Source organism: Paenibacillus sp. YSY-4.3, from assembly GCF_054767475.1.
The window spans coordinates 1,071,843-1,097,616 of record NZ_BAABMC010000001.1; the positions used below are offsets into that span (position 1 = coordinate 1,071,843).

The 25,774-nt window shown below is 50.0% G+C and carries 23 protein-coding genes; all 23 read left to right on the plus strand.

Translation table 11 applies throughout. The features are described 5' to 3' along the window. Nucleotides 1–62 precede the first annotated feature (62 nt). The 23 genes from ACYUJT_RS05075 to pnp all read left to right on the plus strand — a co-directional run bounded on the left by ACYUJT_RS05075 (nucleotide 63) and on the right by pnp (nucleotide 25,740). Nucleotides 63–626 carry a hypothetical protein gene (locus tag ACYUJT_RS05075; protein WP_460319256.1) on the plus strand — a complete coding sequence of 188 codons (564 nt, stop codon included), beginning with the start codon at nucleotides 63–65 and terminating at the stop codon, nucleotides 624–626. Further along, entirely contained in the window at nucleotides 626–1,279 is a 654-nt protein-coding gene (locus ACYUJT_RS05080; RefSeq protein WP_460319257.1) for a hypothetical protein, read from the plus strand. Before ACYUJT_RS05075 ends, ACYUJT_RS05080 begins: the two co-directional genes overlap by 1 nt. Nucleotides 1,280–1,476: 197 nt before the next feature. Next, nucleotides 1,477–2,175 carry a 30S ribosomal protein S2 gene (rpsB, locus tag ACYUJT_RS05085; RefSeq protein ID WP_155610996.1) on the plus strand — a complete coding sequence of 233 codons (699 nt, stop codon included), beginning with the start codon at nucleotides 1,477–1,479 and terminating at the stop codon, nucleotides 2,173–2,175. A gap of 143 nt (nucleotides 2,176–2,318) precedes the next feature. After that, nucleotides 2,319–2,969: a translation elongation factor Ts gene (gene tsf, locus ACYUJT_RS05090; RefSeq protein ID WP_460319258.1), complete on the plus strand. Its 651-nt coding sequence runs from the start codon at nucleotides 2,319–2,321 to the stop codon at nucleotides 2,967–2,969. Between the two features lie 162 nt (nucleotides 2,970–3,131). Further along, on the plus strand, nucleotides 3,132–3,860 hold the full coding sequence (gene pyrH / locus ACYUJT_RS05095) for a UMP kinase (protein ID WP_460319260.1): 729 nt from the start codon (nucleotides 3,132–3,134) through the stop codon (nucleotides 3,858–3,860). Next, nucleotides 3,860–4,414, plus strand: a complete 555-nt coding sequence (frr, locus tag ACYUJT_RS05100; RefSeq protein WP_460319262.1) for a ribosome recycling factor — start codon at nucleotides 3,860–3,862, stop codon at nucleotides 4,412–4,414. Before pyrH ends, frr begins: the two co-directional genes overlap by 1 nt. Before the next feature lie 70 nt (nucleotides 4,415–4,484). Beyond that, nucleotides 4,485–5,252, plus strand: a complete 768-nt coding sequence (locus ACYUJT_RS05105; RefSeq protein WP_460319264.1) for an isoprenyl transferase — start codon at nucleotides 4,485–4,487, stop codon at nucleotides 5,250–5,252. A gap of 21 nt (nucleotides 5,253–5,273) precedes the next feature. After that, on the plus strand, nucleotides 5,274–6,077 hold the full coding sequence (locus tag ACYUJT_RS05110) for a phosphatidate cytidylyltransferase (RefSeq protein WP_460319265.1): 804 nt from the start codon (nucleotides 5,274–5,276) through the stop codon (nucleotides 6,075–6,077). A 72-nt stretch (nucleotides 6,078–6,149) separates the two neighbouring features. Further along, nucleotides 6,150–7,289: a 1-deoxy-D-xylulose-5-phosphate reductoisomerase gene (locus tag ACYUJT_RS05115; protein ID WP_460319267.1), complete on the plus strand. Its 1,140-nt coding sequence runs from the start codon at nucleotides 6,150–6,152 to the stop codon at nucleotides 7,287–7,289. Between the two features lie 117 nt (nucleotides 7,290–7,406). Beyond that, complete coding sequence (gene rseP / locus ACYUJT_RS05120) at nucleotides 7,407–8,684, plus strand: RIP metalloprotease RseP (RefSeq protein WP_460319268.1); 1,278 nt, start codon at nucleotides 7,407–7,409, stop codon at nucleotides 8,682–8,684. A gap of 33 nt (nucleotides 8,685–8,717) precedes the next feature. Next, nucleotides 8,718–10,169 (plus strand): proline--tRNA ligase, encoded by a 1,452-nt coding sequence (gene proS / locus ACYUJT_RS05125; protein ID WP_460319776.1) that lies wholly within the window; start codon nucleotides 8,718–8,720, stop codon nucleotides 10,167–10,169. A 150-nt stretch (nucleotides 10,170–10,319) separates the two neighbouring features. Further along, on the plus strand, nucleotides 10,320–14,636 hold the full coding sequence (locus ACYUJT_RS05130) for a PolC-type DNA polymerase III (RefSeq protein ID WP_460319270.1): 4,317 nt from the start codon (nucleotides 10,320–10,322) through the stop codon (nucleotides 14,634–14,636). A 176-nt stretch (nucleotides 14,637–14,812) separates the two neighbouring features. Next, nucleotides 14,813–15,274 (plus strand): ribosome maturation factor RimP, encoded by a 462-nt coding sequence (rimP, locus tag ACYUJT_RS05135; RefSeq protein ID WP_460319271.1) that lies wholly within the window; start codon nucleotides 14,813–14,815, stop codon nucleotides 15,272–15,274. A 39-nt stretch (nucleotides 15,275–15,313) separates the two neighbouring features. Then, nucleotides 15,314–16,411 (plus strand): transcription termination factor NusA, encoded by a 1,098-nt coding sequence (nusA, locus tag ACYUJT_RS05140; protein WP_460319272.1) that lies wholly within the window; start codon nucleotides 15,314–15,316, stop codon nucleotides 16,409–16,411. A 40-nt stretch (nucleotides 16,412–16,451) separates the two neighbouring features. Continuing rightward, complete coding sequence (rnpM, locus tag ACYUJT_RS05145; RefSeq protein ID WP_460319273.1) at nucleotides 16,452–16,766, plus strand: RNase P modulator RnpM; 315 nt, start codon at nucleotides 16,452–16,454, stop codon at nucleotides 16,764–16,766. After that, nucleotides 16,759–17,082, plus strand: a complete 324-nt coding sequence (locus tag ACYUJT_RS05150) for a L7Ae/L30e/S12e/Gadd45 family ribosomal protein (protein ID WP_460319777.1) — start codon at nucleotides 16,759–16,761, stop codon at nucleotides 17,080–17,082. The genes rnpM and ACYUJT_RS05150 overlap by 8 nt, the downstream gene beginning before the upstream one ends. After that, nucleotides 17,075–19,654: a translation initiation factor IF-2 gene (gene infB, locus ACYUJT_RS05155; RefSeq protein ID WP_460319275.1), complete on the plus strand. Its 2,580-nt coding sequence runs from the start codon at nucleotides 17,075–17,077 to the stop codon at nucleotides 19,652–19,654. Before ACYUJT_RS05150 ends, infB begins: the two co-directional genes overlap by 8 nt. Before the next feature lie 15 nt (nucleotides 19,655–19,669). After that, nucleotides 19,670–20,023, plus strand: a complete 354-nt coding sequence (gene rbfA / locus ACYUJT_RS05160) for a 30S ribosome-binding factor RbfA (protein WP_460319278.1) — start codon at nucleotides 19,670–19,672, stop codon at nucleotides 20,021–20,023. A 17-nt stretch (nucleotides 20,024–20,040) separates the two neighbouring features. After that, nucleotides 20,041–21,018 carry a DHH family phosphoesterase gene (locus ACYUJT_RS05165; protein WP_460319279.1) on the plus strand — a complete coding sequence of 326 codons (978 nt, stop codon included), beginning with the start codon at nucleotides 20,041–20,043 and terminating at the stop codon, nucleotides 21,016–21,018. After that, nucleotides 21,015–21,938: a tRNA pseudouridine(55) synthase TruB gene (truB, locus tag ACYUJT_RS05170; RefSeq protein WP_460319281.1), complete on the plus strand. Its 924-nt coding sequence runs from the start codon at nucleotides 21,015–21,017 to the stop codon at nucleotides 21,936–21,938. Before ACYUJT_RS05165 ends, truB begins: the two co-directional genes overlap by 4 nt. A 35-nt stretch (nucleotides 21,939–21,973) precedes the next feature. Beyond that, nucleotides 21,974–22,927: a bifunctional riboflavin kinase/FAD synthetase gene (locus tag ACYUJT_RS05175; protein WP_460319284.1), complete on the plus strand. Its 954-nt coding sequence runs from the start codon at nucleotides 21,974–21,976 to the stop codon at nucleotides 22,925–22,927. 196 nt (nucleotides 22,928–23,123) lie between these two features. After that, complete coding sequence (gene rpsO / locus ACYUJT_RS05180) at nucleotides 23,124–23,393, plus strand: 30S ribosomal protein S15 (RefSeq protein ID WP_110933072.1); 270 nt, start codon at nucleotides 23,124–23,126, stop codon at nucleotides 23,391–23,393. Between the two features lie 241 nt (nucleotides 23,394–23,634). Further along, the gene (gene pnp, locus ACYUJT_RS05185; protein WP_460319286.1) at nucleotides 23,635–25,740 is read left to right on the plus strand and encodes a polyribonucleotide nucleotidyltransferase; all 2,106 of its coding nucleotides are present in this window, start codon (nucleotides 23,635–23,637) and stop codon (nucleotides 25,738–25,740) included. Nucleotides 25,741–25,774: the final 34 nt, after the last annotated feature.

The window sequence follows — 25,774 nt, forward strand, 5'->3', positions numbered from 1 at the left end:
TACTCGGGGGTGCCTCTATACTATATGCATTTATTCTACCCGGGCGGAAACCCTTAAGCGGTATGAACGAGGCCGCCATCGATGTGGAGGCCACCCTTGAACAGTATATGGCGGACATTGAGAAAGAAAATGAGGAACTGATCGATTTGGTTGCGGGGATGAAGCAAGAGCTGGCATCCAAGCAAATGTCGCAGCAGGAGTCGATCGCGGAGCTGCGACAACGCCTTCTCGAGACGGAACAATTGAATCGGCAGCTTGAAACCCGATTGGGAGCCCTGGAGACTTCGGCTACCTTTACCGGACTACCGGCGACAGAGTCCTTGCCTGCTCCTTTGATCAGCGAATCATTCCCTCAAGTGACCGTATCTCAATTGGACAATGCGAGTCTTTCCTCAGACCCAGGCGGTTTTGGAACGACTGAGGGCTTGGGAGCGCCCGCCCTTGAAGCTGCTGATGAGCTGGAGCCGGAGGAGCCGGCAGTTGAGGATTCACTGCGGAGCAGATATCCCGAGCTATTTGACTTGTATGCTAAAGGCAAATCCATTGACATGATCGCGAAAGCTATCGGTATCCAGCGAGGTGAGGTTCAGCTTATTTTGCAATTGGCTAACAGGGAGGACGCTTAATGTTTAGAAACCGCAACTTCATGTTAGGACTTGGAATTGGACTGATCGTCGGTGCTTTTTTATTGCAAATAATGAACATCGGACAAGGACAGCAGAGTAAGCCCGTTACGGTCGAGCAAATTCAGCAAGCTGCCGAGAAACTTCGTTTGAAGGTTGTGAGCGAGGATGAACGGCTGCTGACGGAAGAGGAATGGAAGGCCGAAATGGAGAAAAAGGCTGAGGAAGAGGCTGCTGCACAAGAGCCGGCCCAGCCAAAGCAGCCTGAAACTCCAGACAAGCCGGCAGTGCCGCAGGAACCGCAGTCGGACGGAGGAGGTGCTTCTGGAAGCTCAACAACCAGCAAATCAGAAGCTACCGTCCCGACGGCTCCGGAACAGCCTGAGACCAAGGCTCCGGCAAAGGCTGAGTCCGGATCGGTCAATACACCTGAACCAGTAACGGTAAAGTACAAAATCGCTTATGGAGACAGTTTGACCGCGGTTGCAGACGGCTTGCAGAAAGCCGGAGTAATTTCAAGCAGCGAAGCATTTATTAAGGAAGCATCGAAACGCGGCATCAATACAAAAATCAGAACCGGTACGTACTCGTTTCAAATCGGCGAGAAATACAGTTCGATCATTACGAAAATTACCGCTAAGCCATCTATGAAATAGGATGGTTTTCCTGTTTTAAGGTATAAAAGAACTTCGGTTGCATCCCTGTGTCCTTTATGGTATATTAATTGACGGTGTTATAACGCACGCAGGTTGATTTTGCCAAGGGTGCTTGCCAGAATATGGGGAGTCTTGGTTAAAGATGAAACTTGCGGAGGAAGCATCAAACAAAAACCAATCCTAGGAGGTGCGTGGAGATGGCAGTCATTTCCATGAAACAACTGCTTGAAGCAGGGGTACACTTCGGACACCAGACACGTCGCTGGAACCCGAAAATGGACCGTTATATCTTCACTGAAAGAAACGGTATTTACATCATCGACCTGCAAAAAACGGTCAAGAAAGTTGAAGAAGCATACAACTTTGTAAAGAGCATTGCTGAAGAGAATGGTACGATTCTGTTCGTAGGTACTAAGAAGCAAGCTCAAGATTCCGTTAAAGAAGAAGCTGAGCGCGCTGGTCAATTTTATATTAACCAACGCTGGCTTGGTGGAACTCTGACCAACTTCCAAACGATTCAAAAACGTATCGATCGTTTGAAACAATTGGAGACTTGGGAAGAGGATGGCACTTTCGAAGTGCTTCCGAAGAAAGAAGTTATCATTCTTCGTAAAGAAAAAGATCGCCTGGAGAAGTTCCTTGGCGGTATCAAGAACATGAAGGGTCTGCCAAGCGCGCTGTTCGTCATCGATCCTCGCAAAGAGCGTATCGCTGTTGCGGAAGCACGCAAATTGGGTATTCCAATCGTAGGTATCGTTGATACGAACTGCGATCCAGACGAAATCGACTATGTCATCCCAGGTAACGACGACGCGATCCGCGCGGTTAAATTGTTGACTGGTAAAATGGCAGATGCCGTTATCGAAGCGAACCAAGGGGAGCAAACAACGGCTTAATGTTGTGCTTCCGTTATAAGTAGTGAATTAAATGAAAAGGGTGGTTGGTAGGTGTCAAACCTCTCACTGCCCTTTTTTTAAAGGATAAATCTCTGGTAATTTTCACAGATTAGGTCCTATAATTGATTATGGAGGGAATTAAAATGGCAGTTGATGCAAAAGCGGTAAAAGAACTACGTGAAAAAACAGGTGCAGGAATGCTCGATTGCAAAAAAGCGCTTGAAGAAGTAAACGGTGATATCGAGAAAGCAATCGAATTCCTTCGTGAGAAAGGTCTGGCTGCATCTGCGAAAAAAGCTGGACGTATTGCTACTGAAGGTATCGTAGAATCTTACATCCATGCGAACGGAAAAATCGGCGTTCTAGTTGAAATTAACTGTGAAACGGATTTTGTTGCTCTTACGGATCAATTTAAAGAATTCGTTCGCGACATTGCAATCCATATCGCTGCGTCCAGCCCTCGTTACGTGCGTCGCGAAGAAGTTCCACAAGATGAAATTGAGAAGGAAAAGGAAATCCTTAAAGCTCAAGCCCTTAACGAAGGAAAACCTGAAAAAATCGTTGAGAAAATGGTTGAAGGACGTATTTCCAAATACTTCGAAGAGTACTGCTTGCTGGAGCAATCCTTCGTTAAAGACCCTGACAAAACAATTTCCACACTGCTTAACGAGAAAATCGCTACAATCGGTGAGAACATCTCGATCCGTCGTTTCGTTCGTTATGAGCTGGGCGAAGGTCTGGAGAAAAAAGTGGATAACTTCGTAGAAGAAGTTATGTCCCAAGTGAATCAATAAGCGTATTATTAAATAATAGTTATAGAGAGATGGAACACGGCGTGTTCCTTCTTTTTTAACCAAACGCCCTTAATTGTGTGAGCCTGGGAAGAGCTTCGTTTCGTTCAGCCGCTCTTTTCAGGCAACCTCTAAGAGGGTTCATCTAAAGTGGAGGGTATACAATTGGAGCAGCCAGTTTTTAAACGTATTGTATTGAAGGTAAGTGGGGAGTCGCTAGCCGGTCAAAACGGATATGGGATCGATGCGGAGACGATTTCGTCGATTGCCCAGCAGGTGAAAGAAGTGGTTGAACTGGGCGTGCAGGTCGCCATCGTATGCGGCGGCGGCAACATATGGCGCGGTATTGCGGGCAGTGCGAAGGGCATTGACCGTGCTACGGCGGACTATATGGGGATGCTTGCGACCGTCATGAATTCGCTCGCTTTGCAGGATGCATTGGAACAAATCGACGTGCCTACACGTGTTCAGACTTCGATCGCTATGCAGCAAATCGCCGAGCCTTACATACGGCGCCGTGCGATTCGGCATTTGGAGAAAGGCCGCGTCGTTATTTTTGCGGCTGGTACAGGCAACCCGTTCTTCTCTACGGATACGACAGCAGCATTGCGTGCCGCTGAAATTGAAGCCGAAGTGATCCTGATGGCTAAGAATAAAGTGGACGGCGTATATTCTGCGGATCCGTTTGTGGATCCGACAGCCGAAAAATATGAAATACTTACCTACATGGAAGTGCTCAGCAAAAATCTGGGCGTCATGGATTCCACGGCATCATCGCTATGTATGGACAACGACATTCCGCTTATCGTGTTTGCGATTACGGAACAAGGCAATATTAAACGTGTAGTCCTCGGTGAGAAAATCGGAACGACTGTGAAAGGAAGTGTAGATTAATGCCGCAATCGATTAAGAATAACGCTGAAGAGCGTATGGATAAAGCGATTCAGGCCTTAAAAAGAGATTTGGCCACGTTGCGTGCAGGTAGAGCGAATCCTTCGCTGCTTGATCGCATTCAAGTGGATTATTACGGAACTCCGACGCCGGTTAATCAGTTGGCGAACGTTAATACGCCGGATTCCCGTACGTTGATGATTCAACCCTGGGATAAATCATCGCTGGCAGAAATTGAGCGCGCGATCCAGAAGTCCGATCTGGGACTTACGCCGGCTAACGACGGCTCGATGATCCGTTTGTCGATTCCGCCGTTAACGGAAGAGCGTCGTGTGGATTTAGTCAAAATGACGAAGAAATTCGGTGAAGAAGCGAAAGTTGCCATCCGCAACATCCGTCGCGACGCGAATGATGATATCAAGAAGCTTGAAAAAACGGAGATTTCGGAGGACGAATCCCGCCGCCATCAAGAGGATATCCAGAAGTCGACGGATAAATTTATCGCGGAAGTCGACAAAGTGCTCGCCGCGAAAGAAAAAGAGATTATGGAAGTTTAAGAGACGAAAAGCGGCCCCTCCTTTTACGGTGGGGTTTGTCTCTTTTTCATCACCGGCTGGAGGAAGAGGAATGATCAAGTTATTTCAATCCTTGTGGAAAAATAGGGGGGGACGTTCTGCTGAGGCGCTGCCGGCGGACAACATTCCAGAGCACGTTGCCATCATCATGGACGGGAACGGACGTTGGGCCCGCAATAAAGGGCTGCCGCGAATTGTCGGACATCGCAACGGAATGAAGGCTGTGAAGCGGGTAACGATTGCGGCGGATGAGCTGGGAATCCGGGTTTTGACCTTATATGCGTTCTCCACGGAAAATTGGAAGCGTCCGAAGGATGAAGTGGATTTTCTGATGTCGCTGCCGCAGGAGTTTCTGGCACTGGAGCTTGAGGAGCTGATCGAGAAGAACGTTCAGGTCCGGATGATGGGCCATACGGACAATCTTCCCCGGCACACGATGGAAGCGATGGAGGAAGCGGTCTCCCGAACGAAGAGCAATACTGGCCTCATTTTGAATTTTGCCCTCAATTATGGCAGCCGTCGCGAGATGACGGAGAGCATGAAGGAGATCGCACGCAATGTTCAAGCTGGACAGTTGTCCCCGGAGGACATTACGGAAGAAATGATCAATTCCAATTTGTTATCGCACGGATTGAGCGACCCAGATTTGCTCATTCGCACGGGCGGTGAACTCCGGCTGAGCAATTTCATGCTCTGGCAGGCAGCTTATAGTGAACTTTGGTTTACGGATTTATATTGGCCAGAATTCGGCCGCGAGCAGTTGGTAGAAGCGGTCGCCGAATATCAGCGGCGTACACGTCGCTATGGTGGGTTATCATAGCAGGATAGAAGGTGTAGAAGGTTGAAAACACGTTTAATTACAGGACTGATTGCCGGCGTCTTTTTTTTAGGCATGTGCCTGATCGGCGGGCTTGGATATCAGATGCTCATCATGGCGATGGCTTTGGTTGGCTATTATGAGTTCGTCCGGATGATCAAATTACCGCCGTTCAGAGGCGCTGCAATTCTCGGTTATTTATGCATACTCTATATGACGTTCCCTTGGAGTCTGCTGGGCCTGAGCATGCCGCTGGAGGTTTTGCCTGCCCTGTGGTTAATGATGTTCCTATTCCTGGCCATTACGGTGTTTACCAAAAATGATTTTCCAATTAGCGAGGCTGCTATCTTGTTTCTTGGAACTGCCTATGTTGGCATCGGATTTTCATCCATCGCGATGACGCGGATCACGCCGGATGGACATGGGGTCTTCTGGACATTCCTGATGCTGGCTGCGATCTGGAGCAGTGATGCAGGGGCCTATTTCACGGGAAAAAGGTTCGGCAAGAATAAATTGTGGCCTGCAATTAGCCCGAATAAAACCGTGGAGGGTGCGATCGGCGGCATTGTGCTGGCTGTGGTTGCGGCGGTATTATTCTCCCTTTTCTCTGGCGGGCTTCTATCGATTGGACGAGCTCTATTGCTTGGCGTGTCAGCCGCTGTCGTGGGACAACTCGGTGATTTAATCCAATCCGCGTACAAACGCGTTTACGGGATTAAAGATACAGGCAAGCTTCTGCCGGGTCATGGCGGCATTCTTGACCGCTGCGACAGTTGGGTTGTAGTATTTCCGTTCGTACATATTCTGATGCTGCTTCCTTACTACTAGAGTCTGTCCTGTAAGGTTATGGCCTCTCTTTGTGGGCCAGCGGATAAGTCATTAAATCAGGTGAGGTATGTTATGAGAAAAATAGCTGTGATTGGTTCCACGGGATCGATTGGAACGCAAACGCTGGATGTTGTAAGACAGCATCCTGATCAATTTGTCGTTGAAGGTTTGGCTGCGGGTTCGAATTTGGATCTATTCGTTCAGCAGGTCAACGCTTTTCGCCCGAAAAAGGCTTCCATCGGAAATAAGCAGCTTGCGGAGCAAGTGGCTCCGCTTCTTCCGGCTGAGGTCGAACTCTATTACGGCGAGGAAGGCCTGGTCGAAGTGGCTGCAGGCACTGATGCGGACTTTGTACTTAGTGCCATTGTAGGCAGTGCGGGTCTTCCGCCAACCTTGGCTGCTATTGCCGAAGGGAAAACGATCGGTCTGGCCAATAAGGAAACGCTTGTGACGGCAGGGCATATCGTTACGGAACTCGCTAAGCAGAAGGGAGTTGCACTGCTTCCCGTAGACAGCGAGCACTCCGCTATTTTCCAGTGTTTAAACGGTGAGAGCACAGATGATGTCGAGCAAATTACACTGACGGCATCGGGAGGCTCGTTCCGGCATTTAACGCGGGAGCAGCTTGAAAATGTGACGCTGGAGGACGCATTGAAGCATCCGAACTGGTCGATGGGAGCCAAACTAACGATCGATTCGGCCACGATGGTCAACAAAGGATTGGAAGTCATTGAGGCGCATTGGCTCTTCGGTCTTCCTTACGATAAAATCAATGTGCTTTTGCATCCCGAGAGCATTATCCACTCTTTCGTTGAATATCGTGACGGAAGCGTGATTGCCCAGCTAGGCACACCGGATATGCGCGTCCCGATTCAATACGCAATGACTTATCCGGCAAGATTTTCTTCTGCATCCAAGCGCTTGTCGCTAGCAGATGTCGGCAAGCTTCATTTTCAGGAAATGGACTATGAGCGATTCCCCTGTTTAAGACTTGCCTTCGAATGTGGTAAAATAGGTGGGACGGCGACGACGGTGTTCAATGCAGCCAATGAGGCTGCGGTCGCCCGTTTTATGAAACGGGAAATTCCATTTCTGCAGATTGAAACGATTATTGAAACAGTACTCTCCAGGCATACACCTCAAAAACAAGCCGATCTTGAAACGATTCAAGCTGCGGATCGGTGGGCTAGAGAGATGGCCGCATCATTGTAATCATCCCGACCGCTGGGCAAAAAAGTTTCCACATTGGTATTCTCTTGTGCCTGATCGGAGAATAATGATAATCTAAATGAATTGGACGATCTGTGGCCAAAAGGAGGATGCTTTCGATTGGAATTACTGAGGATTATATTTTTGACAGTACTCATGTTCTTCGTCATCGTTACGGTTCATGAGTGGGGACATTACTATTTTGCCAAACGGGCTGGGATATTGGTACGTGAATTCGCGATTGGCTTCGGGCCAAAATTGTTTTCTTACCGCAGGAAAGAGACCCAGTTTACCCTTCGATTGCTGCCGTTTGGCGGATATGCGAGAATGGCGGGAGAAGATCCGGAACTCATACAGATCCAAACCGGACAAACTGTCGCCCTTCGCTTAGAAGAGCAAGAGGTTCGCAAAATTTACTTGGACCGTCTGGATAACCGTAAGAACGTCATTCGCGGCGAAGTCATCGAGATTGATTTGGAAGACCGGCTCGTTATCGTACTGGACGTAGATGGAGAAATTCTCAACTATAAAGTACATCCTCAGGCGATGATGGTGGCTAAAGGCAAAGAGACGCAAATCGCTCCTCGCGATCGGCAGTTCGCTAGTAAAACGGTTGGTCAGCGTGCACTATCCATTTTTGCTGGCCCGCTGATGAACTTCATTTTGGCCTTTGTCCTCTTCGCCCTTCATACGCAAATGGCGGGAATTCCTCTTGACAAGCCCGATCATTTGGAAATCGGCGAGGTCATGGACAAAATGCCTGCTTCAGAGGCTGGACTGCAGCGAGGCGACATTATCGAGACGATTAACGGGGTGCCTGTAGGCACGGACGCTGAGAAAATGATCGAGACGATCGCTGCTTCCAAGGACGTACCGATGGAATGGACGGTTCGGCGAGGAGATCAAGTGCTGCCGCTAACGGTTACGCCGCGTACTATGGAGAATCAGGAGGGCGGCAAAGTAGGAACCACGATCGTAACATATTTCGAGATGCGAAAGGCTAGTTTTGGAGAGACGTTTACGGTCGCGGGCAAAGATATGGTGAATACAACCAAAATGATCTTTATCGGCTTCCAGCAGTTGATTCAGAAGTTTTCAATGGATGACCTGGGTGGGCCGGTACGAACCTTCGAGGTGACAGGGCAAATCGCGAAGCAAGGCATCGTGAAGCTGACTTACTGGGCGGCAATACTGAGCTTGTATCTGGGCATTTTTAATTTGCTCCCGATCCCGGCTCTAGACGGCAGCCGACTCATCTTCCTCGGCGTTGAAGCGATCCGCGGGAAGCCAGTTGATCCGAACCGCGAGGGAATGGTTCACTTTATTGGCTTTGCCATGTTGTTCCTGCTTATGATTGCTGTAACCTATAATGATATTTTGCGATTAATTAACGGATAATATTGTGTTTATTACGGGAGGACTAGGTTGGATATGGCTAATGAGGAGAAACAATTCGTAACTGAAATTACACCGCAAAGCGAGGATTTCTCGCGCTGGTACATCGACGTCATCAAGAAGGCGGATCTGATGGATTACTCGCCGGTACGCGGATGCATCGTCTTTAAGCCGGACGGTTACGAAATTTGGGAGCACATCCAAGAAGAATTGGATAGACGATTCAAAGAAACGGGACATCGCAACGCATATTTTCCTCTCTTTATTCCGGAGAGCTTCTTTCAGAAGGAGAAGGAGCATGTCGAGGGATTTAATCCAGAGCTCCCATGGGTGACGGAAGCGGCTGGCGAGAAATTGGAGGAACGGCTGGCTATTCGTCCGACTTCGGAGACGATGATCGGGCATATGTACGAGAAATGGATACAATCCTACCGCGATTTGCCGGTGCTGATCAACCAGTGGGCCAACGTTGTACGCTGGGAGAAGCGTACTCTGCCGTTTCTGCGGACAAGTGAGTTTCTGTGGCAGGAAGGCCATACCGCTCATGAAAATGAGCAGGAAGCTCGGGAAGAAACGATGCAAATGTTGGAGATCTATCGGGATTTCGTTGAAAATTATCTCGCTATTCCGGTCATCGTTGGGCAGAAGACGCCATCGGAGAAATTCGCCGGCGCAGTGGATACCTACTCCATTGAAGCGATGATGAAGGATGGACGGGCCGTGCAGGCCGGAACTTCGCACTATCTGGGCACGAATTTTGCCGTTGCCTTCAATATTCAGTATTTGAACCGTGATAACGTTCAGGAATATGTGCACACGACCTCTTGGGGAGTCAGCACACGCCTGATTGGCTCTCTCATCATGGTCCATGGCGATGACCGCGGTCTTGCCTTGCCGCCGAAAGTGGCGCCGAAGCAGGTTATGATCATTCCGATCGGTCCTCCAAAGACGCGCGACGCCGTGGTGGGCCGGGCGGATGAACTATTCGCGCAGCTGAAGAAGGCGGGCATCCGCGTCGGAATGGATGATCGTGCGGATGTACGGCCAGGCTGGAAATTCAATGAATATGAAATGCGCGGCGTGCCTGTGCGCCTCGAAATTGGTCCTCGAGATATGGAAAATGGTGTCTGCGTACTAGTCTCCCGGATTTCCGGAGAGAAGAAGGTCGTACAGCAGGACAATCTTGTGGAAGAGGTACAGGTGATGCTGGAGCAGGTTCATAATGAAATGTACGAACGTGCTAAAGCTTTCCGCGACGAGCATTTCTACAGCGTTGAAACGCTGGATGAAATGAAGGCAAGCATCGAAGATAAGCGCGGCTTTACGTTAGCTGGATGGTGCGGTTCGGAGGCTTGCGAGCGTCACGTCAAAGACGAGACGGGTGCGACGAGCCGCAATATTCCTTTTGAACCGGCGACGAAGAAGTCGAAATGTCTCGTATGCGGCGAAGAAGCTGAACATACGGTTGTTTTTGCAAGAGCCTATTAATCATGAAGTAAGCATTCATATAAGAGGGCTTCCGGCAGTGAGCTGTCGGGTAGGCATAGGCCTGCTCGGACCTCGTGAACGGAAGCTCTCTTTTAAACTGTCCGCACGTACCTTAACCTCTATTGAGGAATGTATCAAGGGGAGGATATCATGACCGCAGTTGGGGAGAAGAGACAACGGCTGGAATTGTTAATGCAGCAAGCGGAAATGCCTGCTGGTTTGATCGATCCTTATTTTTTGGACGGATGGATTGAGCAGGTGGAAGTTAGCCGCAGTAATCGGGAATGGAAAATTGTAATTGGCAAAGACACGCTTGTGCCTGCCCAGGCATATCGTACATTTTGTTTGCGTGTGAAGGAAAGGCTGGAGCATATCGCGCAAATTTCGTTCGAATTCCGCTATGGGAAGGATATATCCGGAGACGACATCGTGTCGGAATACTGGAAGCTGTTCATCGAGTGGGTACAGCGGGAGGTTCCATCCGCCAATGGCTGGATGGCCCGGGCGATTTGCGAAATCGAAGGCGACCTAGCGACGATTACGTTCAGCGACGCAATGGCCCTTGAACTGGCCAAGAAGAAAAATATCGATCGTTATATCATATCTTTCTACGAAATGTATTTTACCTTGAATCTTCGCGTGAAGCTGCAGACCGGAGAGAACAGCGCTGAAGCCTTTGAAGAATTTCAGCAGCGCATCGTTGAGGAAGAGCGCGAAGTGATTCAGCAAATGATGGAGAGCATGGCAATGGAAGCACCTCCGGAAGAGGACGAAGGTGAAGTCGTCAAGCTGCAGATCGGTTACGATATCAAGGAGCAGCCGATTCCGCTTCAGGAATTACAGGATGAAGAGAAGAAGATTACGATTCAGGGCATGATCTTTGGATTGGATCGTAAAGAGCTTCGTAACGGGAACACGTTGTTTATTTTCAATTTGACGGATTATACGGATTCATTACAAATGAAGCTGTTCGCCAAGAATAAGGAAGACCTGAAGGTCATGAACCAACTGGCCAACGGCAAATGGATCAGGGCCCGCGGCCGGGTGGAAATGGATCGCTTCATGCCTATGCCGGAGCTTGTTATGATCCCTTCAGATGTGAATGAAGTGACCGCACCGCCAAGCCGGAAGGACAACGCGCCGGAGAAGCGCGTCGAGTTCCACCTGCATTCAACCATGAGCACGATGGATGCGGTAACTCCGATCGGCGACTATATCAAAACAGCGGCCAAATGGGGCCACAAAGCCATTGCCGTAACTGATCATGGCGGTATTCAATGCTATCCGGAAGCCGTCAAAGCAGCAAGTAAACACGGGATCAAAATGATTTACGGGCTGGAGGCGAACGTTGTCAATGATAATGTTGCCGTCGTCCTCCAGCCGCGTCCGGATGACTTGAAGAGCACGACATATATCGTATTCGATATCGAGACGACGGGCTTGTCGGTAACGCAAAACAAGATCATCGAGATTGCCGCGGTCAAAATGGTGGAAGGCAAGGAAGTCGACCGTTATGCTACATTCGTGAATCCCCATGTGCGCATCCCTTACAATATTCAGCAATTGACGAATATTAACGATGACATGGTGAAGGATGCTCCGGACGTAGAACCTGTGTTGAAGAAATTTGTCGAGTTTATTGGCGATGCCGTTCTGGTTGCCCATAATGCCAGATTCGATATCGACTTCGTGAATGCCAAGTTGAAGGAGCTTGGGCAGCCGCAGCTGCACAACCCGGTGCTCGATACGCTTGAGCTGGCCCGGATGCTGTTTCCAACGATGAAGAATCACCGTCTCAACACGCTTGCCGCCAAATATAAGGTGTCGCTCGAGAATCATCACCGGGCGATTGACGATACCTTGGCTCTCGGCGAGATTCTAAACGGCCTTTTGGAAGATGCGGTCAAGATTGAGGGATACAAAACGCTGGATCAGCTTAACGCCAAGGTAGGCAAGGATTTGTCCAACACGCGGCCGTTCCACTGCTGCATTTATGCACTTAACATGACCGGGAAGAAGAATTTGTACAAATTGGTCTCGATGTCCCACACGGAGTATTTCAAACGGGTCGCCTCTATTCCGAAGTCCAAGCTTGCTGAGCTGAGGGAAGGTCTGCTGATTTTGTCCGGTTGCGAGAAGGGCGAGTTCTTTGAGACGGTTCTGAATAAATCGGTGGAGGAAGCCGAGCAAGTGGCGGAATTCTACGATGTGCTGGAAATTCAGCCGCTCACGATGTACATGCATCTTGTTGAGAAGGGGCTGGTCGGCAGTGTGCAGGAGCTGGAGACGGCGCTGCGCAAAGTCTGTGAAATCGGCTTTAAGCTCGGCAAGCCGGTCGTGGCTACCGGCAATGTGCACTACTTAGATCCCCGCGACAAAATATACAGGGACATTACGATTCACGGGATTACGGGTTTTAGCCCGCTTAAGGATATCCGCAAACCCGATGCTCATTTCCGAACTACCGAAGAAATGCTGGAGGAATTCCAATTTCTTGGAGATGAGAAGGCTTTTGAGGTTGTGGTTAAGAATACGTCGGAGTTGGCAGACTCTTTTGAAGATCTTGAGCTCTTTCCGGATAAGCTGTTTACTCCGATCCTCGAAGGGGCAGACGAGGAAATTCGCAACACTTGCTATGAGACGGCAAGGTCGATTTATGGCGAAGATTTGCCTGAGGTTGTCGTTCAGCGTCTGGAAAAGGAACTCGAGCCGATCATTAAATACGGCTTCTCGGCCAACTACCTGATTTCAGAGCGGCTCGTTAAAAAATCGAACCGGGACGGTTACTTGGTTGGCTCCCGGGGATCGGTCGGTTCCTCCGTTGTGGCGACGTTCCTCGGGATATCGGAAGTTAATCCGCTCCCGGCGCATTATATTTGCCTGAACCATGAGTGCAAGTATAGCGAATGGATCTTGGACGGAAGCGTGCCGAGCGGATTTGACCTCCCGGACAAGCCGTGTCCAAAATGCGGCGAGAAGCTGAAAGGCGAAGGCCAGGACATTCCTTTCGAGACTTTTCTTGGGTTTAAGGGCGACAAGGTTCCCGATATCGACTTGAACTTCTCGGGAGAATATCAGCCGCATGCCCATAACTATACGAAAGAGTTGTTCGGGGAGAAAAGCGTGTTCCGGGCCGGAACGATCGGTACGGTCGCTGAGAAAACGGCGTTCGGCTTCGCAAAAAAATACGAAGAAGAGCACCACAAGCAGTGGCGAGGCGCCGAGCTGAACCGGCTTGCGGCTGGATGTACTGGCGTGAAGCGAAGCACGGGCCAGCATCCCGGCGGGATTGTCGTCGTACCGGATTATATCGAGGTCGAGGACATTACGCCGGTGCAGTTTCCTGCGGATGATGTTAATGCCGAATGGAAGACGACGCATTTCGATTATCACGCCTTCGACGCGAATCTGCTCAAGCTCGATATTCTCGGACACGATGATCCGACAATGATGCGAATGCTCCAGGATTTGACCGGTGTCGATCCAACGACGATTCCGATGAATGATCCGAAGGTCATGAGCATGTTTAACTCTACCGAGGCACTCGGGGTTTCGCCGCAGCAAATCCGTTCCCCGGTAGCTACGTATGGCGTTCCGGAGATGGGGACGAAGTTCGTGCGTCAGATGCTGATCGAATCGCAGCCATCTTCGTTTGCCGACCTTTTGCAAATTTCGGGGTTGTCCCATGGTACGGGAGTATGGCTGGGCAATGCCCAGGAACTGATCAAGAATGGGACATGCAACATCAAGACGGTTATCGGCTGCCGGGACGATATCATGCTTTATCTGATCTACAAAGCTGGTATGGATGCTGGCTTGGCGTTTAAAATTACGGAGAGCGTACGTAAGGGGAAGGGCCTTTCCCAAGAGTGGATCGATGAGATGAAGAGATGCAAAGTGCCGCAATGGTACATCGATTCCTGTCTCAAGATCCAATATATGTTCCCGAAGGCGCACGCTGCAGCGTATGTAATTTCAGCGGTGCGAACCGCGTACTTCAAGCTGTACCACCCGATTGAATACTACGCAACGTATTTCTCGGTGCGCGGTGAAGATTTCGATATTGAACTGTTCTGCCAGGGCTATGAAGCCATTTATCGCAAAATCGAAGAAATCGAGCAAAAGGGCTTTCAGGCGCTGCCAAAGGAACGCAACATGCTGCCGATCCTGGAGATGGCGCTGGAAATGACGGCCCGCGGCCTGCGCTTCAAGAGCATCGATCTTTATCGCTCCGACGCTACGCGCTTTATCGTTGATGGCGATGCCTTGATTCCTCCGTTTTCCGCACTTGCCGGAATCGGCGATAATGCGGCGAGAAATATCGCCGCGGCGAAGGAGCAGGGGGAATTCCTGTCGATCGAGGATTTCCAGCAGAAGTCAAAAGCATCGAAAACGGTGGTGGAACTGCTCGGTACTCTGGGATGCTTCCGGGGTCTTCCCGAGAGCAACCAGCTCTCCCTGTTCTAAAATCCGATTCAATGCATCATGTGTGGGGTTAGTAAAGGTGATTTACTTGTCACTCATGCCGGACTATGTTATAATTTTTTTGGTAATCATGGAGATAGAGCCGTTGTTTAAAGAGTGGGGAAACCCACTCTTTACTCTTTGGTATATAGGAATGAAAATTATGGAGGTATGTACGCTTGAGCACACCGAAGATCAAAGCGACCGTGGAAGAGATGGTTCTGCCCTTTTTGCAGGAGAACGGCTTTGAACTGGTAGACGTGGAATATGTGAAGGAAGGAAGCAATTGGTTTCTGCGCGTCTTCGTTGACAAGGATGGCGGCATCGATATCGATGACTGCGGCCGGATCAGCGAATATCTGAGCGAGAAGCTGGATGCTGACGATCCGATTCCGACCGCTTATTTTTTGGAAGTTTCTTCACCTGGAGCGGAGCGTCCGCTCAAAAAGGCAGAGGATGTAGCCAAAGCCGTAGGCAAGGATGTATTCGTAACTACATATGAACCGGTAGAAGGTCTGAAGGAATTTGAAGGCCGCCTTCTTTCTTTTGACAATGAGGAACTGGTCATTGCCGTAGGAAAGAAGGATTATGCCATCCCATATAACAAAGTTGCCAGCGCAAGGTTGGCCATCATTTTTTAATGACCTGTACGGGAAGATGAAAGGGGGAACTCGAGGCAGATGAGTATGGATTTTATTGAAGCCTTAAATGAGTTGGAAAGGGAGAAAGGAATCAGCAAGGACATTTTGTTCGAGGCGATTGAAGCAGCTCTGATTTCCAGCTATAAACGCAATTTTAACACGGCACAGAATGTTCGCGTCGATATGAATCGCCATACCGGGGCCATTAAGGTTTTTGCCCGTAAGCTAGTCGTGGAAGAAGTGCTTGATCCACGGACGGAAATTTCACTGTCAGCCGCCCGGGAAATCAATCCGAGCTTTCATTTGGATGATATTTCCGAAATCGAGGTAACGCCTCGCGATTTCGGGCGCATCGCTGCGCAGACGGCCAAGCAAGTCGTGACCCAACGCATTCGCGAAGCCGAGCGGGGATTGATTTACAACGCATTTATCGAGAAGGAAGAGGATATCGTTACGGGGATCGTGCAGCGTCAGGATCAACGCAATGTGTATGTGGATCTCGGCAAGATCGAAGCTCATCTTCCGTTGAACGAACTCATGCCTAACGAGAAATTCAAGCATGGCGACCGGATCAAGGCTTATATCACGAAGGTAGAGAATACGACCAAGGGACCGCAAATCTTGCTATCCCGTACGCATCCGGGATTGCTTAAGCGGCTGTTCGAGCTTGAGGTGCCGGAGATTTTTGACGGCGTCGTAGAGATTCGCTCAGTGGCGAGAGAAGCGGGATTTCGTTCCAAAATCGCGGTTTATTCCCGCAACAGCGAAGTGGATCCGGTAGGTTCTTGTGTCGGTCCTAAGGGGACTCGCGTTCAAACGATCGTGAACGAGCTTCGCGGGGAGAAAATTGATATCGTACGCTATTCCGAGAGCATCGAGGAGTACGTAGCCAACGCGCTTAGCCCTTCGAAAGTGCTTGAAGTCCAGGTGTTCGAAGAGGAGAAGATGGCCCGGGTGATCGTTCCCGACTACCAGCTGTCACTCGCCATCGGCATCAAAGGGCAGAACGCGCGCCTTGCAGCGAAGCTGACGGGATGGAAGATCGACATCAAAAGCGAGAGTCAAGCGGAAGAGGAATTTGGAAGAGAGAAGACCGATTCTGGCGAAATGCCTCAGGACTCCGTCTCCGTCGATTAATTTCAACCTCTAATGCAAGTATGTACGGGGGGCGATGGAATTGAAACCTAGAAAGATACCGCTGCGCAAATGCGTGGCTTGCAATGAAATGAAGCCTAAGAAATCGTTAATTCGCGTCGTACGTTCTCCTGAAGGAGAAGTATCGATCGATTTGACCGGCAAGAAATCAGGCCGTGGCGCTTATTTATGCGGCCAGGCGTCCTGCTTCAAACTGGCTCATAAGAACCGGGCTTTGGACAGGGCGCTGAAATCTCCGGTGGGCACGGAGGTTTATGAGCAATTGGCACAGGACTTCCTTGCGGTCGAGGATGATTTTATCGCTGAGCGCGACCGGGATGAGGATGCTGATGAGTAAGGTCCTGTCTGGGCTTGGCCTAGCGATGCGGGCAGGAAAAGTAGTTACCGGGGACGAGAGCGTTCTTAAAGCGGTTCGCTCCGGTGAGGCTAAGCTTGTAGTCGTAGCAGGGGATGCGTCGGAGAATGCCCATAAGAAATTTCGCGACAAGTGCGCAACCTACAAAATTCCACTGATCATCGGGTACGACCGTGAAGAGCTTGGCTCAAGCGTCGGCAAGCCGGAACGGGTAGTTCTGGCTCTGATGGATCAGGGGTTTGCCGATATGATTCGGAAAACGATCGTGAAAACGTCGGAGGTGGAGTATATTGAGTAAACAAGAGAACAAAGATAAGCTCAGGGTGTATGAATATGCGAAATCGCTCAATATGAGCAGCAAGGAAATTATTACGATTCTTAAACGGTTGAACATTCCGGTCAATAACCATATGAGCGTGATGGAAAATGACGCCGTAACACGGGTAGAGCAGTTTTTCAAAGATATTAAGAGCAATGCCGCCGCTAAAAGGGAAGGTTCCGAGCCAGTGAAATCTCCAGCCAAATCGTCGGCTCCCGCTTCCGCAGGAGGAAGCCAATCGCCGAAAACCGGGACCGGTACGAATGCCGGTCAGCGTGAAGATCATGGGCAGAGCCTTAGAACGAGCAGCAGCGGATCAAGCAACACCAAAAATCAACAGGAAAAGCAGGTAAGTATGAATAATAGAACAAATAACGCAAATACATCCTCCGTGTCGGGAGGAGCGCAAGCAACACAGGAAAGAAATAACCGTCCAGGCGGCGGAAATCAGCAAGGAAATCGCAATAATTCCCAGGGTAACCGGGGTTCGCAGCAAGCTGGAGGACAACGTTCAAATGCTGGCTCCGGACCGCGTGCGGGACAGGGAACAGGCAATGCGCCTGCTCAAGCAAACCGTAATTCTGGAGCCTCGGCACCACGCCAGGAGCAGTCTAATAATGATAATGCCAACAGAAACCAAAACCAAGATAAGAACCGCAAAGGGAACAATAACAGACCGGGTCAAAGACGCTTTGACGATAACAGACCGGGGAATTTCAAGAACAACCGCGGCGGAAGAGGCGGCAGAGGTGGAAAAGGCGCTCCGCATCAACCGCCTCGTGAGAAAATCGACAACACGCCGAAGAAAATTATCGTCCGTGGCAATATGACGGTTGGCGAAGCAGCCAAGCTATTGCATAAAGACGCTTCCGAGGTCATTAAGAAGCTCATTACGCTCGGTGTTATGGCAACGATCAACCAGGAGCTGGACATCGATACGATTCTGCTGCTCGCCGGCGATTTCGGCGTAGAGGTTGAAGTGAAAATTCCGGTAGAGGAAGATCGCTTCGAAACGGTCGAAGAGAACGATGATGAAGCAGATTTGAGAGAACGTCCTCCGGTCGTAACGATTATGGGACACGTCGACCATGGTAAGACTACGCTGCTTGACGCAATTCGTTCAACAAATGTTAGCAGCGGCGAAGCTGGGGGGATTACCCAGCATATCGGTGCTTATCAGGTAGAGATTAACAACAAGAAGATTTCGTTCCTGGATACTCCGGGTCACGAAGCGTTTACGGCGATGCGTGCTCGCGGCGCGCAATTAACCGATATTACCATTATCGTGGTCGCGGCGGACGACGGCGTTATGCCGCAAACGGTAGAAGCGGTCAACCACGCCAAAGCGGCTGGCCTTCCGATCATCGTGGCCGTCAACAAAATCGACAAGCCAACGGCCAATCCAGATAAGGTGAAGCAAGAGTTGACGGAGTATGGTCTCGTTCCAGAGGAATGGGGCGGAGAAACGATTTTCGTCAATGTATCCGCGAAGCAAAGAATGGGATTGGAAGATTTGCTGGAAATGATTCTGCTTGTAGCAGAAGTTAATGAATATAAAGCGAATCCTAACAAACGCGCTCGCGGTGCGGTGATCGAGGCCGAGCTGGACAAGAGCCGTGGACCGGTTGCCCGCGTGCTCGTGCAGCACGGTACGCTAAAAGTCGGCGATGCATTCGTAGCTGGAAACTGCTTTGGCCGTATCCGGGCTATGGTCAATGATAAAGGCCGCCGCATCAAAGAAGCCGGGCCGTCCACACCTGTAGAAATTACTGGCTTAACGGAAGTGCCGCTAGCTGGCGATCCGTTTATGGTATTCGAGGACGAGCGCAAAGCACGTTCCATTGCTGAAAGACGCGCCATTACCCATCGGCAATCCGAGCTTGGTGGCAATACACGTGTCACGCTTGATGATTTGTTCCGCCATATCAAGGAAGGCGAGATCAAAGATCTTAACGTCATCATTAAGGCGGACGTGCAAGGCTCCGTCGAGGCGCTGAAAGGCTCCTTGGAGAAAATCGAAGTGGAAGGCGTGCGCGTGAAAATCATTCATAGCGGCGCAGGCGCCATCACAGAATCGGACATCATCCTTGCAGCTGCATCCAATGCGATTGTGATCGGCTTCAACGTTCGTCCGGATAACCAGACGAAGGCGACAGCTGATCAGGAGAAGGTGGATATTCGTCTCCACCGTGTCATTTATAAGGCGATCGAGGAAATCGAGCAGGCGATGAAAGGGATGCTTGATCCTGAATATAAAGAAGTTGTCATCGGTCATGCCGAAATTCGCGATACGTTCAAGCTCAGCCGCGTAGGCACGATTGCGGGATGCATGGTGACTTCCGGTAAAATTACGCGTAATGCCGAAACCCGCCTCGTTCGCGACGGTATCGTCGTATATGAAGGCAAAATCGACTCGCTCAAGCGCTTCAAGGACGATGCGAAGGAAGTTGCTCAAGGCTACGAGTGCGGTATCACCCTTGATAACTTTAATGACATTAAAGAGGGCGACGTCATCGAAGCATTTATTATGGAGGCCGTCGAACGGAAGTAAGGTGAGGTGACAATAATGGCTAAAAATCGTACTGGCCGCGTAGGCGAACAGATAAAGAAAGAGCTCAGCCTGCTCATTCAGAATGAGGTCAAAGATCCTCGGATCGGATTTGTTACGGTGACTGGCGTCGAAGTGACAAGCGATCTTTCGCAGGCAAAGGTATACATCAGCGTTTTCGGCGACGAGGAGAAGAAATCGGAATCGCTGAAAGGGCTGGAGAAGGCGATCGGTTTTCTGAGAACCGAGCTTGGCAAGCGGATGCGTTTGCGTCACACACCAGAATTGATCTTTAAAGTCGATGAGTCGATTGAATACGGCAGCCGTATTGAGAGGCTGTTAGGCGAGATTACGCAAGACGAGGATAAATGAATTTAAAGGAGACGGCAATGCAGACCAATGAACAGGAGTTCCTACAGGTAGAGCAGTTTCTGAAGGATCATGATGATTTCCTGGTAGTGTCGCATGTACAGCCGGACGGAGATGCAGTCAGTTCCACCCTTGTGGTGGGCTGGCTTCTCTCATGTCTGGGAAAGAATTACGTTATGGTCAACGAAGGGCCGATTCCTCAGCGTATGTCGTACTTGCTGCATTCGGATCGCATCATGGATCTGTCAGTGACACCTCTAGGCAAAACTTATAACCATATTATTTGCGTAGATTGCGCCGATTTCCGCAGAGTTGGGAAGTCAAGCGAGTTATTTGCGCCTGATGCGGAAATTTTGAACATTGATCATCATCCTACCAACGATGGCTTTGGAAGCATTAATCTCATCGTACCCGAGGCTGCGGCCACCGTTCAGGTGCTGTACGAGCTCGTGAAACGACTGAATCTCAGGTTGGATCAGGATGTAGCGACGGCGCTTTATACTGGTCTTCTTACCGACACGGGAGGATTTCGTTATTCAAGCACATCTCCCCAGGTGATGGCTATCGCATCCGATTTATTGGGATATGGGGTAGATGGCCCTGGATTGTCGCAACTGCTCCTGGAAGAAATGACTCTGCCGCAAATTCGGCTGCTGACAAGAGCCTTGAACGGACTGCAGATGACAGAGGACGGCAAGATCAGCTGGGTTACGATAGACGATGAGGACATGAGAGCGTCCGGCGCCATCCATGAGGATTTGGAGGGCATCGTGAATTATCCCCGCAATATTCAAGGCGTTGAGGTTGGTTTGCTGTTCAAAGTCATTGATGAAAGCGCCGTGAAGGTGAGCATGAGATCGGCCGGCAAGGTTGACGTAGCAGCCGTAGCTCAAAGCTTTGGCGGAGGCGGTCATGTACGTGCCGCTGGAGTACGGATGCAAGGCGGTCTAGATCAGGTTGTCTCGCAGATTGTAGAGCAGGTGAAGGCCCGATTATGAAGCAGAAGCCTTATGAAGGAATACTTGCCGTCCATAAGCCGGCTGGTTTCACTTCTCATGACGTTGTGGCCAAAACCCGCGGCATATTAAAAATGAAACGGATCGGCCATACAGGTACGCTGGATCCGGCGGTTACTGGGGTGCTTCCGCTGTGCCTCGGACGGGCGACCAGAATGGTTGAGTACTTGCAGGAGCTACCTAAGGAGTACGAAGCTACGCTGTTTCTCGGTATCGCTACCGATACGGAGGACATGTCAGGTACTATAATCGAGCGCAAGGAAGGGCTGCATGTCACGGGAGAAGAGGTTAGAGCAGCACTAGGCCAGTTTGTTGGAACGATATCCCAAGTGCCGCCGATGTACTCCGCTTTAAAGCAGGACGGGAAGCGACTGTACGAATTAGCACGTGAAGGGAAAACGGTAGAGCGCAAAGCGAGGGAAGTTACGATTGAAGAGCTGGAGCTGATCTCTTATGAGCCAGGCGGTGAATATCCGTCCATTTCATTTCGTGTACTGTGCTCCAAAGGGACGTATATTCGTACGCTTTGCGTCGATATCGGCCGTACGCTGGGTGTACCGGCTGCAATGGCCGAGCTGAAAAGAACGGTCTCTGCGGGTATTACGGAAGACCAGTGTTTGACGCTTGAAGAAATTGCCGCACTGGCCGCAGAGGGGACATTGGAAGAACGGCTTATTCCTGTAGACAAGGCCGTAAGTCATTTGTCGGCACATCGAATCCCTGAAGAGAATGTCAAACAGGCGTTGCAGGGGCAAAAACTCTCTTCGCGGCTGCTTGATCCTCCCGTGCGTTGGGGAGAGAATATTCGATTGTACGGTGCAGCGGGACAATTTTTAGGCATTTTTCGCGGAGACCCGTCTACGGGAGCGATTACGCCTATCAAAGTATTCTTGCCAGAATGAAATAGCGTACCAATCCGAGTGAAATTGCAGGTGAAATGACAGTGGAAACGATTAATTTGACCTATCCTCTTGCAAAAGAGATTATAGACCAAAGCGCTAGACCCCAAGTGCTAGCCATCGGCCAGTTTGACGGCTTGCATCTAGGGCATGTGAGCGTGATTGAAACGGCAGTGCGGATGGCCGCATCCTTGAACTTGCCGGCTGCGGTGATGACTTTTCATCCTCATCCGAAGGAAGTAATGAAAAAAGGCGATTATGACGGTTACTTGACGCCCCCCCAGGAGAAGGAACGAATCCTAAAGAGCTTGGGCGTGGATTATGTATATATCGTGGAGTTTAATGATGCTTTTTCGCGGGTGAGCCCACAAAATTTTGTGGCTGGTGTCCTCGTTCCGCTCCAGGTTCATACCGCAGTCGTAGGCTTTGATTTCCGCTACGGATACCGCGGGGAAGGGGAGGCCGGGATGCTGCGCGAGCTTAGCGACAACACCTTGGAAGTTCACACGGTTCCTCCGTTTCTCATAGATGAAGAGAAGGTGAGCAGCTCCGGGATTCGCCGGGCACTCGCGGAGGGTGAAGTTCAGCTTGCCGCGCGCTGGCTGGGCCGAAGATATGCGATTCACGGGATCGTAATGCACGGCGAGAAGCGTGGCCGCACAATTGGGTTCCCTACCGCAAACCTTAGGCCGGACGAATATTTTGTATTGCCGATCAAGGGGGTTTACGCCGTGCGTGTAAACTATGAAGGGCAGTGGCTGTCAGGTGTGATGAACGTGGGGGTCAAGCCGACCTTCCACAACGATAAGTCAGCGCCTTCCCTGGAAATCCATTTATTCGATTTTAACGGGGACTTATATGGACAATCACTATCGGTAGAATTAGTAGAGTTCATTCGCGAGGAGCGTAAGTTCGGTTCGATCGACGAGCTTGTAGCCCAGATCAGTAAAGATGCGGACACGGCTAGAAACCTGCTCCTTTCTGCCGATTAGACGCTACACGAATTTGTGGGCGAACGGAAGTTTAATAGCATTTACATTAGTCCATCATTTATGATATACTGATATACGTTGTTCATGGTGGAGATTTACATTTTTCCACATGACAACTATAACCTTAGCTTGGTTGACCGGACCTCACCGCCCGGCGACGAGGCTAACGGCGATTTAGATAAAGGAGGTGAACAGGATGGCATTGACTCAAGAACGCAAACAACAACTGATTGAAGAGCACAAAACTCATGAATCCGATACAGGATCACCAGAGGTGCAAATTGCTATCCTTACGGAGAACATTGTTAATTTGACCGAACACTTGCGCTCGCACAAGAAGGATCATCATTCCCGTCGCGGTCTATTGAAAATGGTCGGCCAACGCCGTAAGTTGTTGGCATACCTGAAGAACAAAGACGTAAGACGTTACTCCGCTTTGATCGAGAAACTCGGATTGCGTCGTTAATTTCTTGTGGTGAACTAAAGCAGCCTGGTTGCCGCCGAATACGCTATTATTAGCGAACGGTGGCTGCCGGGTTGCTTTTTAACAGTTACGAATTGTATAGACTTTGCTTTGAATGCATCTTTAGCTCCTTCAGGAGCTTTTGTTGTGAAAGGGGACAGACTTCAACTTCTTTTATGATTTGGACAAAAGGAGGAAATAATGAAGTCTATAACGAATTTCTATCTGAACAAGGAGGGATTTCATGGAGAAACATGTGAAAATGCAGTTGGGAGGAAGACCTCTTATACTGGAAACCGGCCGCTTGGCGAAACAGGCTAATGCAGCCGTTATGGTCCGTTACGGCGATACAGCCGTGTTGTGTACGGTAACAGCATCATCCGAGCCGAAAGATCTCGACTTTTTTCCACTTACCGTAAACTATGAGGAGAAGCTGTATGCTGTAGGTAAAATTCCGGGAGGCTTTATTAAGCGCGAGGGCCGTCCTAGCGAGAAAGCGATTTTGGCGAGCCGTCTGACGGACCGTCCGATTCGTCCTCTATTTCCAGAGGGATTCCGCAACGACGTGCAAATCGTGAATCTCGTCATGAGCGTCGACCAAGACTGCGAACCGGAAATTGCGGCGATGATCGGTACCTCGGCAGCGCTGAGCATTTCGGATGTTCCGTTTAACGGACCTATTGGCGGTGTAGCTGTCGGCCGAGTGGATGGGCAATTTGTCATTAATCCGGATATTGCCCAGCAGGAAGCAAGCGATATTTATGTCGTGGTGGCTGGTACGAAAGATGCCATTATGATGGTAGAAGCCGAAGCAAATGAAGTGCCCGAGGATGTTATGCTTGAGGCGATCATGTTCGGTCATGAGGAAATCAAGAACATCGTGGCCGTTATTGAAGAACTCGTTGCCCTTGCAGGCAAAGAGAAGATGGAAGTGAAGCTTCATTCCGTCGATGAGGAAGTCAATCGCGAGGTTCGCGACTTCGCTTCAGGTCGTCTAATCGAAGCGGTCAGAATTGCCGAGAAGCATGCTCGTCAAGATGCGATCGACGCCATCAACGAAGAAACCGTGGCTCATTTTGAGGAGAAGTACATAGAGTCTCCAGAGCTTCTGAAAGACGTGATGGAGGTACTTCACGATATCGTTAAGGAAGAAGTGCGCCGTCTGATTACCCATGATAAAATTCGTCCGGATGGCCGGAAACTGGAAGAAATCCGTCCGATCGAGAGCGACATCGGCCTGCTGCCGCGCACGCATGGATCAGGCTTGTTTACGCGTGGTCAAACGCAAGCGCTCAGCGTATGTACGCTTGGTGCTCTAGGCGACGTGCAAATTCTTGACGGCATCGATTTGGAAGAAACCAAACGCTTTATGCATCACTATAACTTCCCGCCGTTTAGCGTAGGCGAAGCCCGTCCGCTGCGTGCACCGGGTCGCCGCGAAATAGGGCACGGAGCTCTTGGTGAAAGAGCGTTGTCCAAAGTTATTCCGCCTGAATCGGAGTTCCCGTACACGATTCGTCTTGTTTCCGAGGTGTTGGAATCGAACGGTTCTACTTCGCAGGCTAGCATTTGCGCAAGTACGCTTGCAATGATGGACGCTGGTGTTCCGATCAAGGCGCCTGTAGCGGGTGTCGCGATGGGTCTGATCAAGGATGGAGATCAAGTGTCGATTCTGAGCGATATTCAAGGCATGGAAGACCATTTGGGCGACATGGACTTTAAAGTAGCCGGCACTCCGGAAGGCGTAACCGCGATCCAGATGGATATCAAAATTGACGGCATCGACCGCCAAATTCTGACGGATGCATTGTCCCAGGCGAAAGAAGGACGCATGCACATCCTGTCCAAAATGATGGAGCGCATTCAGAAGCCAAAGGAAAGCTTATCTCCGTATGCGCCTAAAATTCTCATCATGAACATCAATCCGGATAAAATTCGCGACGTCATTGGCGCAGGCGGTAAAATCATCAACAAGATCATTGAAGAAACCGGCGTAAAAATCGATATCGAGCAGGATGGCCGCGTATTCATCGCTTCCACTAACGAAGAGATGAACAATAAGGCGCGCTCGATCATTGAAGGCATCGTGAAGGAAGTTGTCGTTGGTGAGATTTATGTGGGTACGGTAAAGCGGATCGAGAAATTCGGAGCTTTCGTAGAGATTTTGCCAGGCAAAGACGGTCTGGTTCATATTTCGCAGCTTTCTACAGAGCGTGTTGCAAAGGTGGAAGATGTTGTCGCAATCGGTGATACGATAACCGTCAAGGTTACGGAAATCGACCAGCAAGGTCGCGTGAATCTTTCCCGCAAAGCAGTGTTAACTGCAGAGGCTGCCGAATCATCATCTTAAGTTAAAGTTAACCCCATATTTCAACATAAATGTG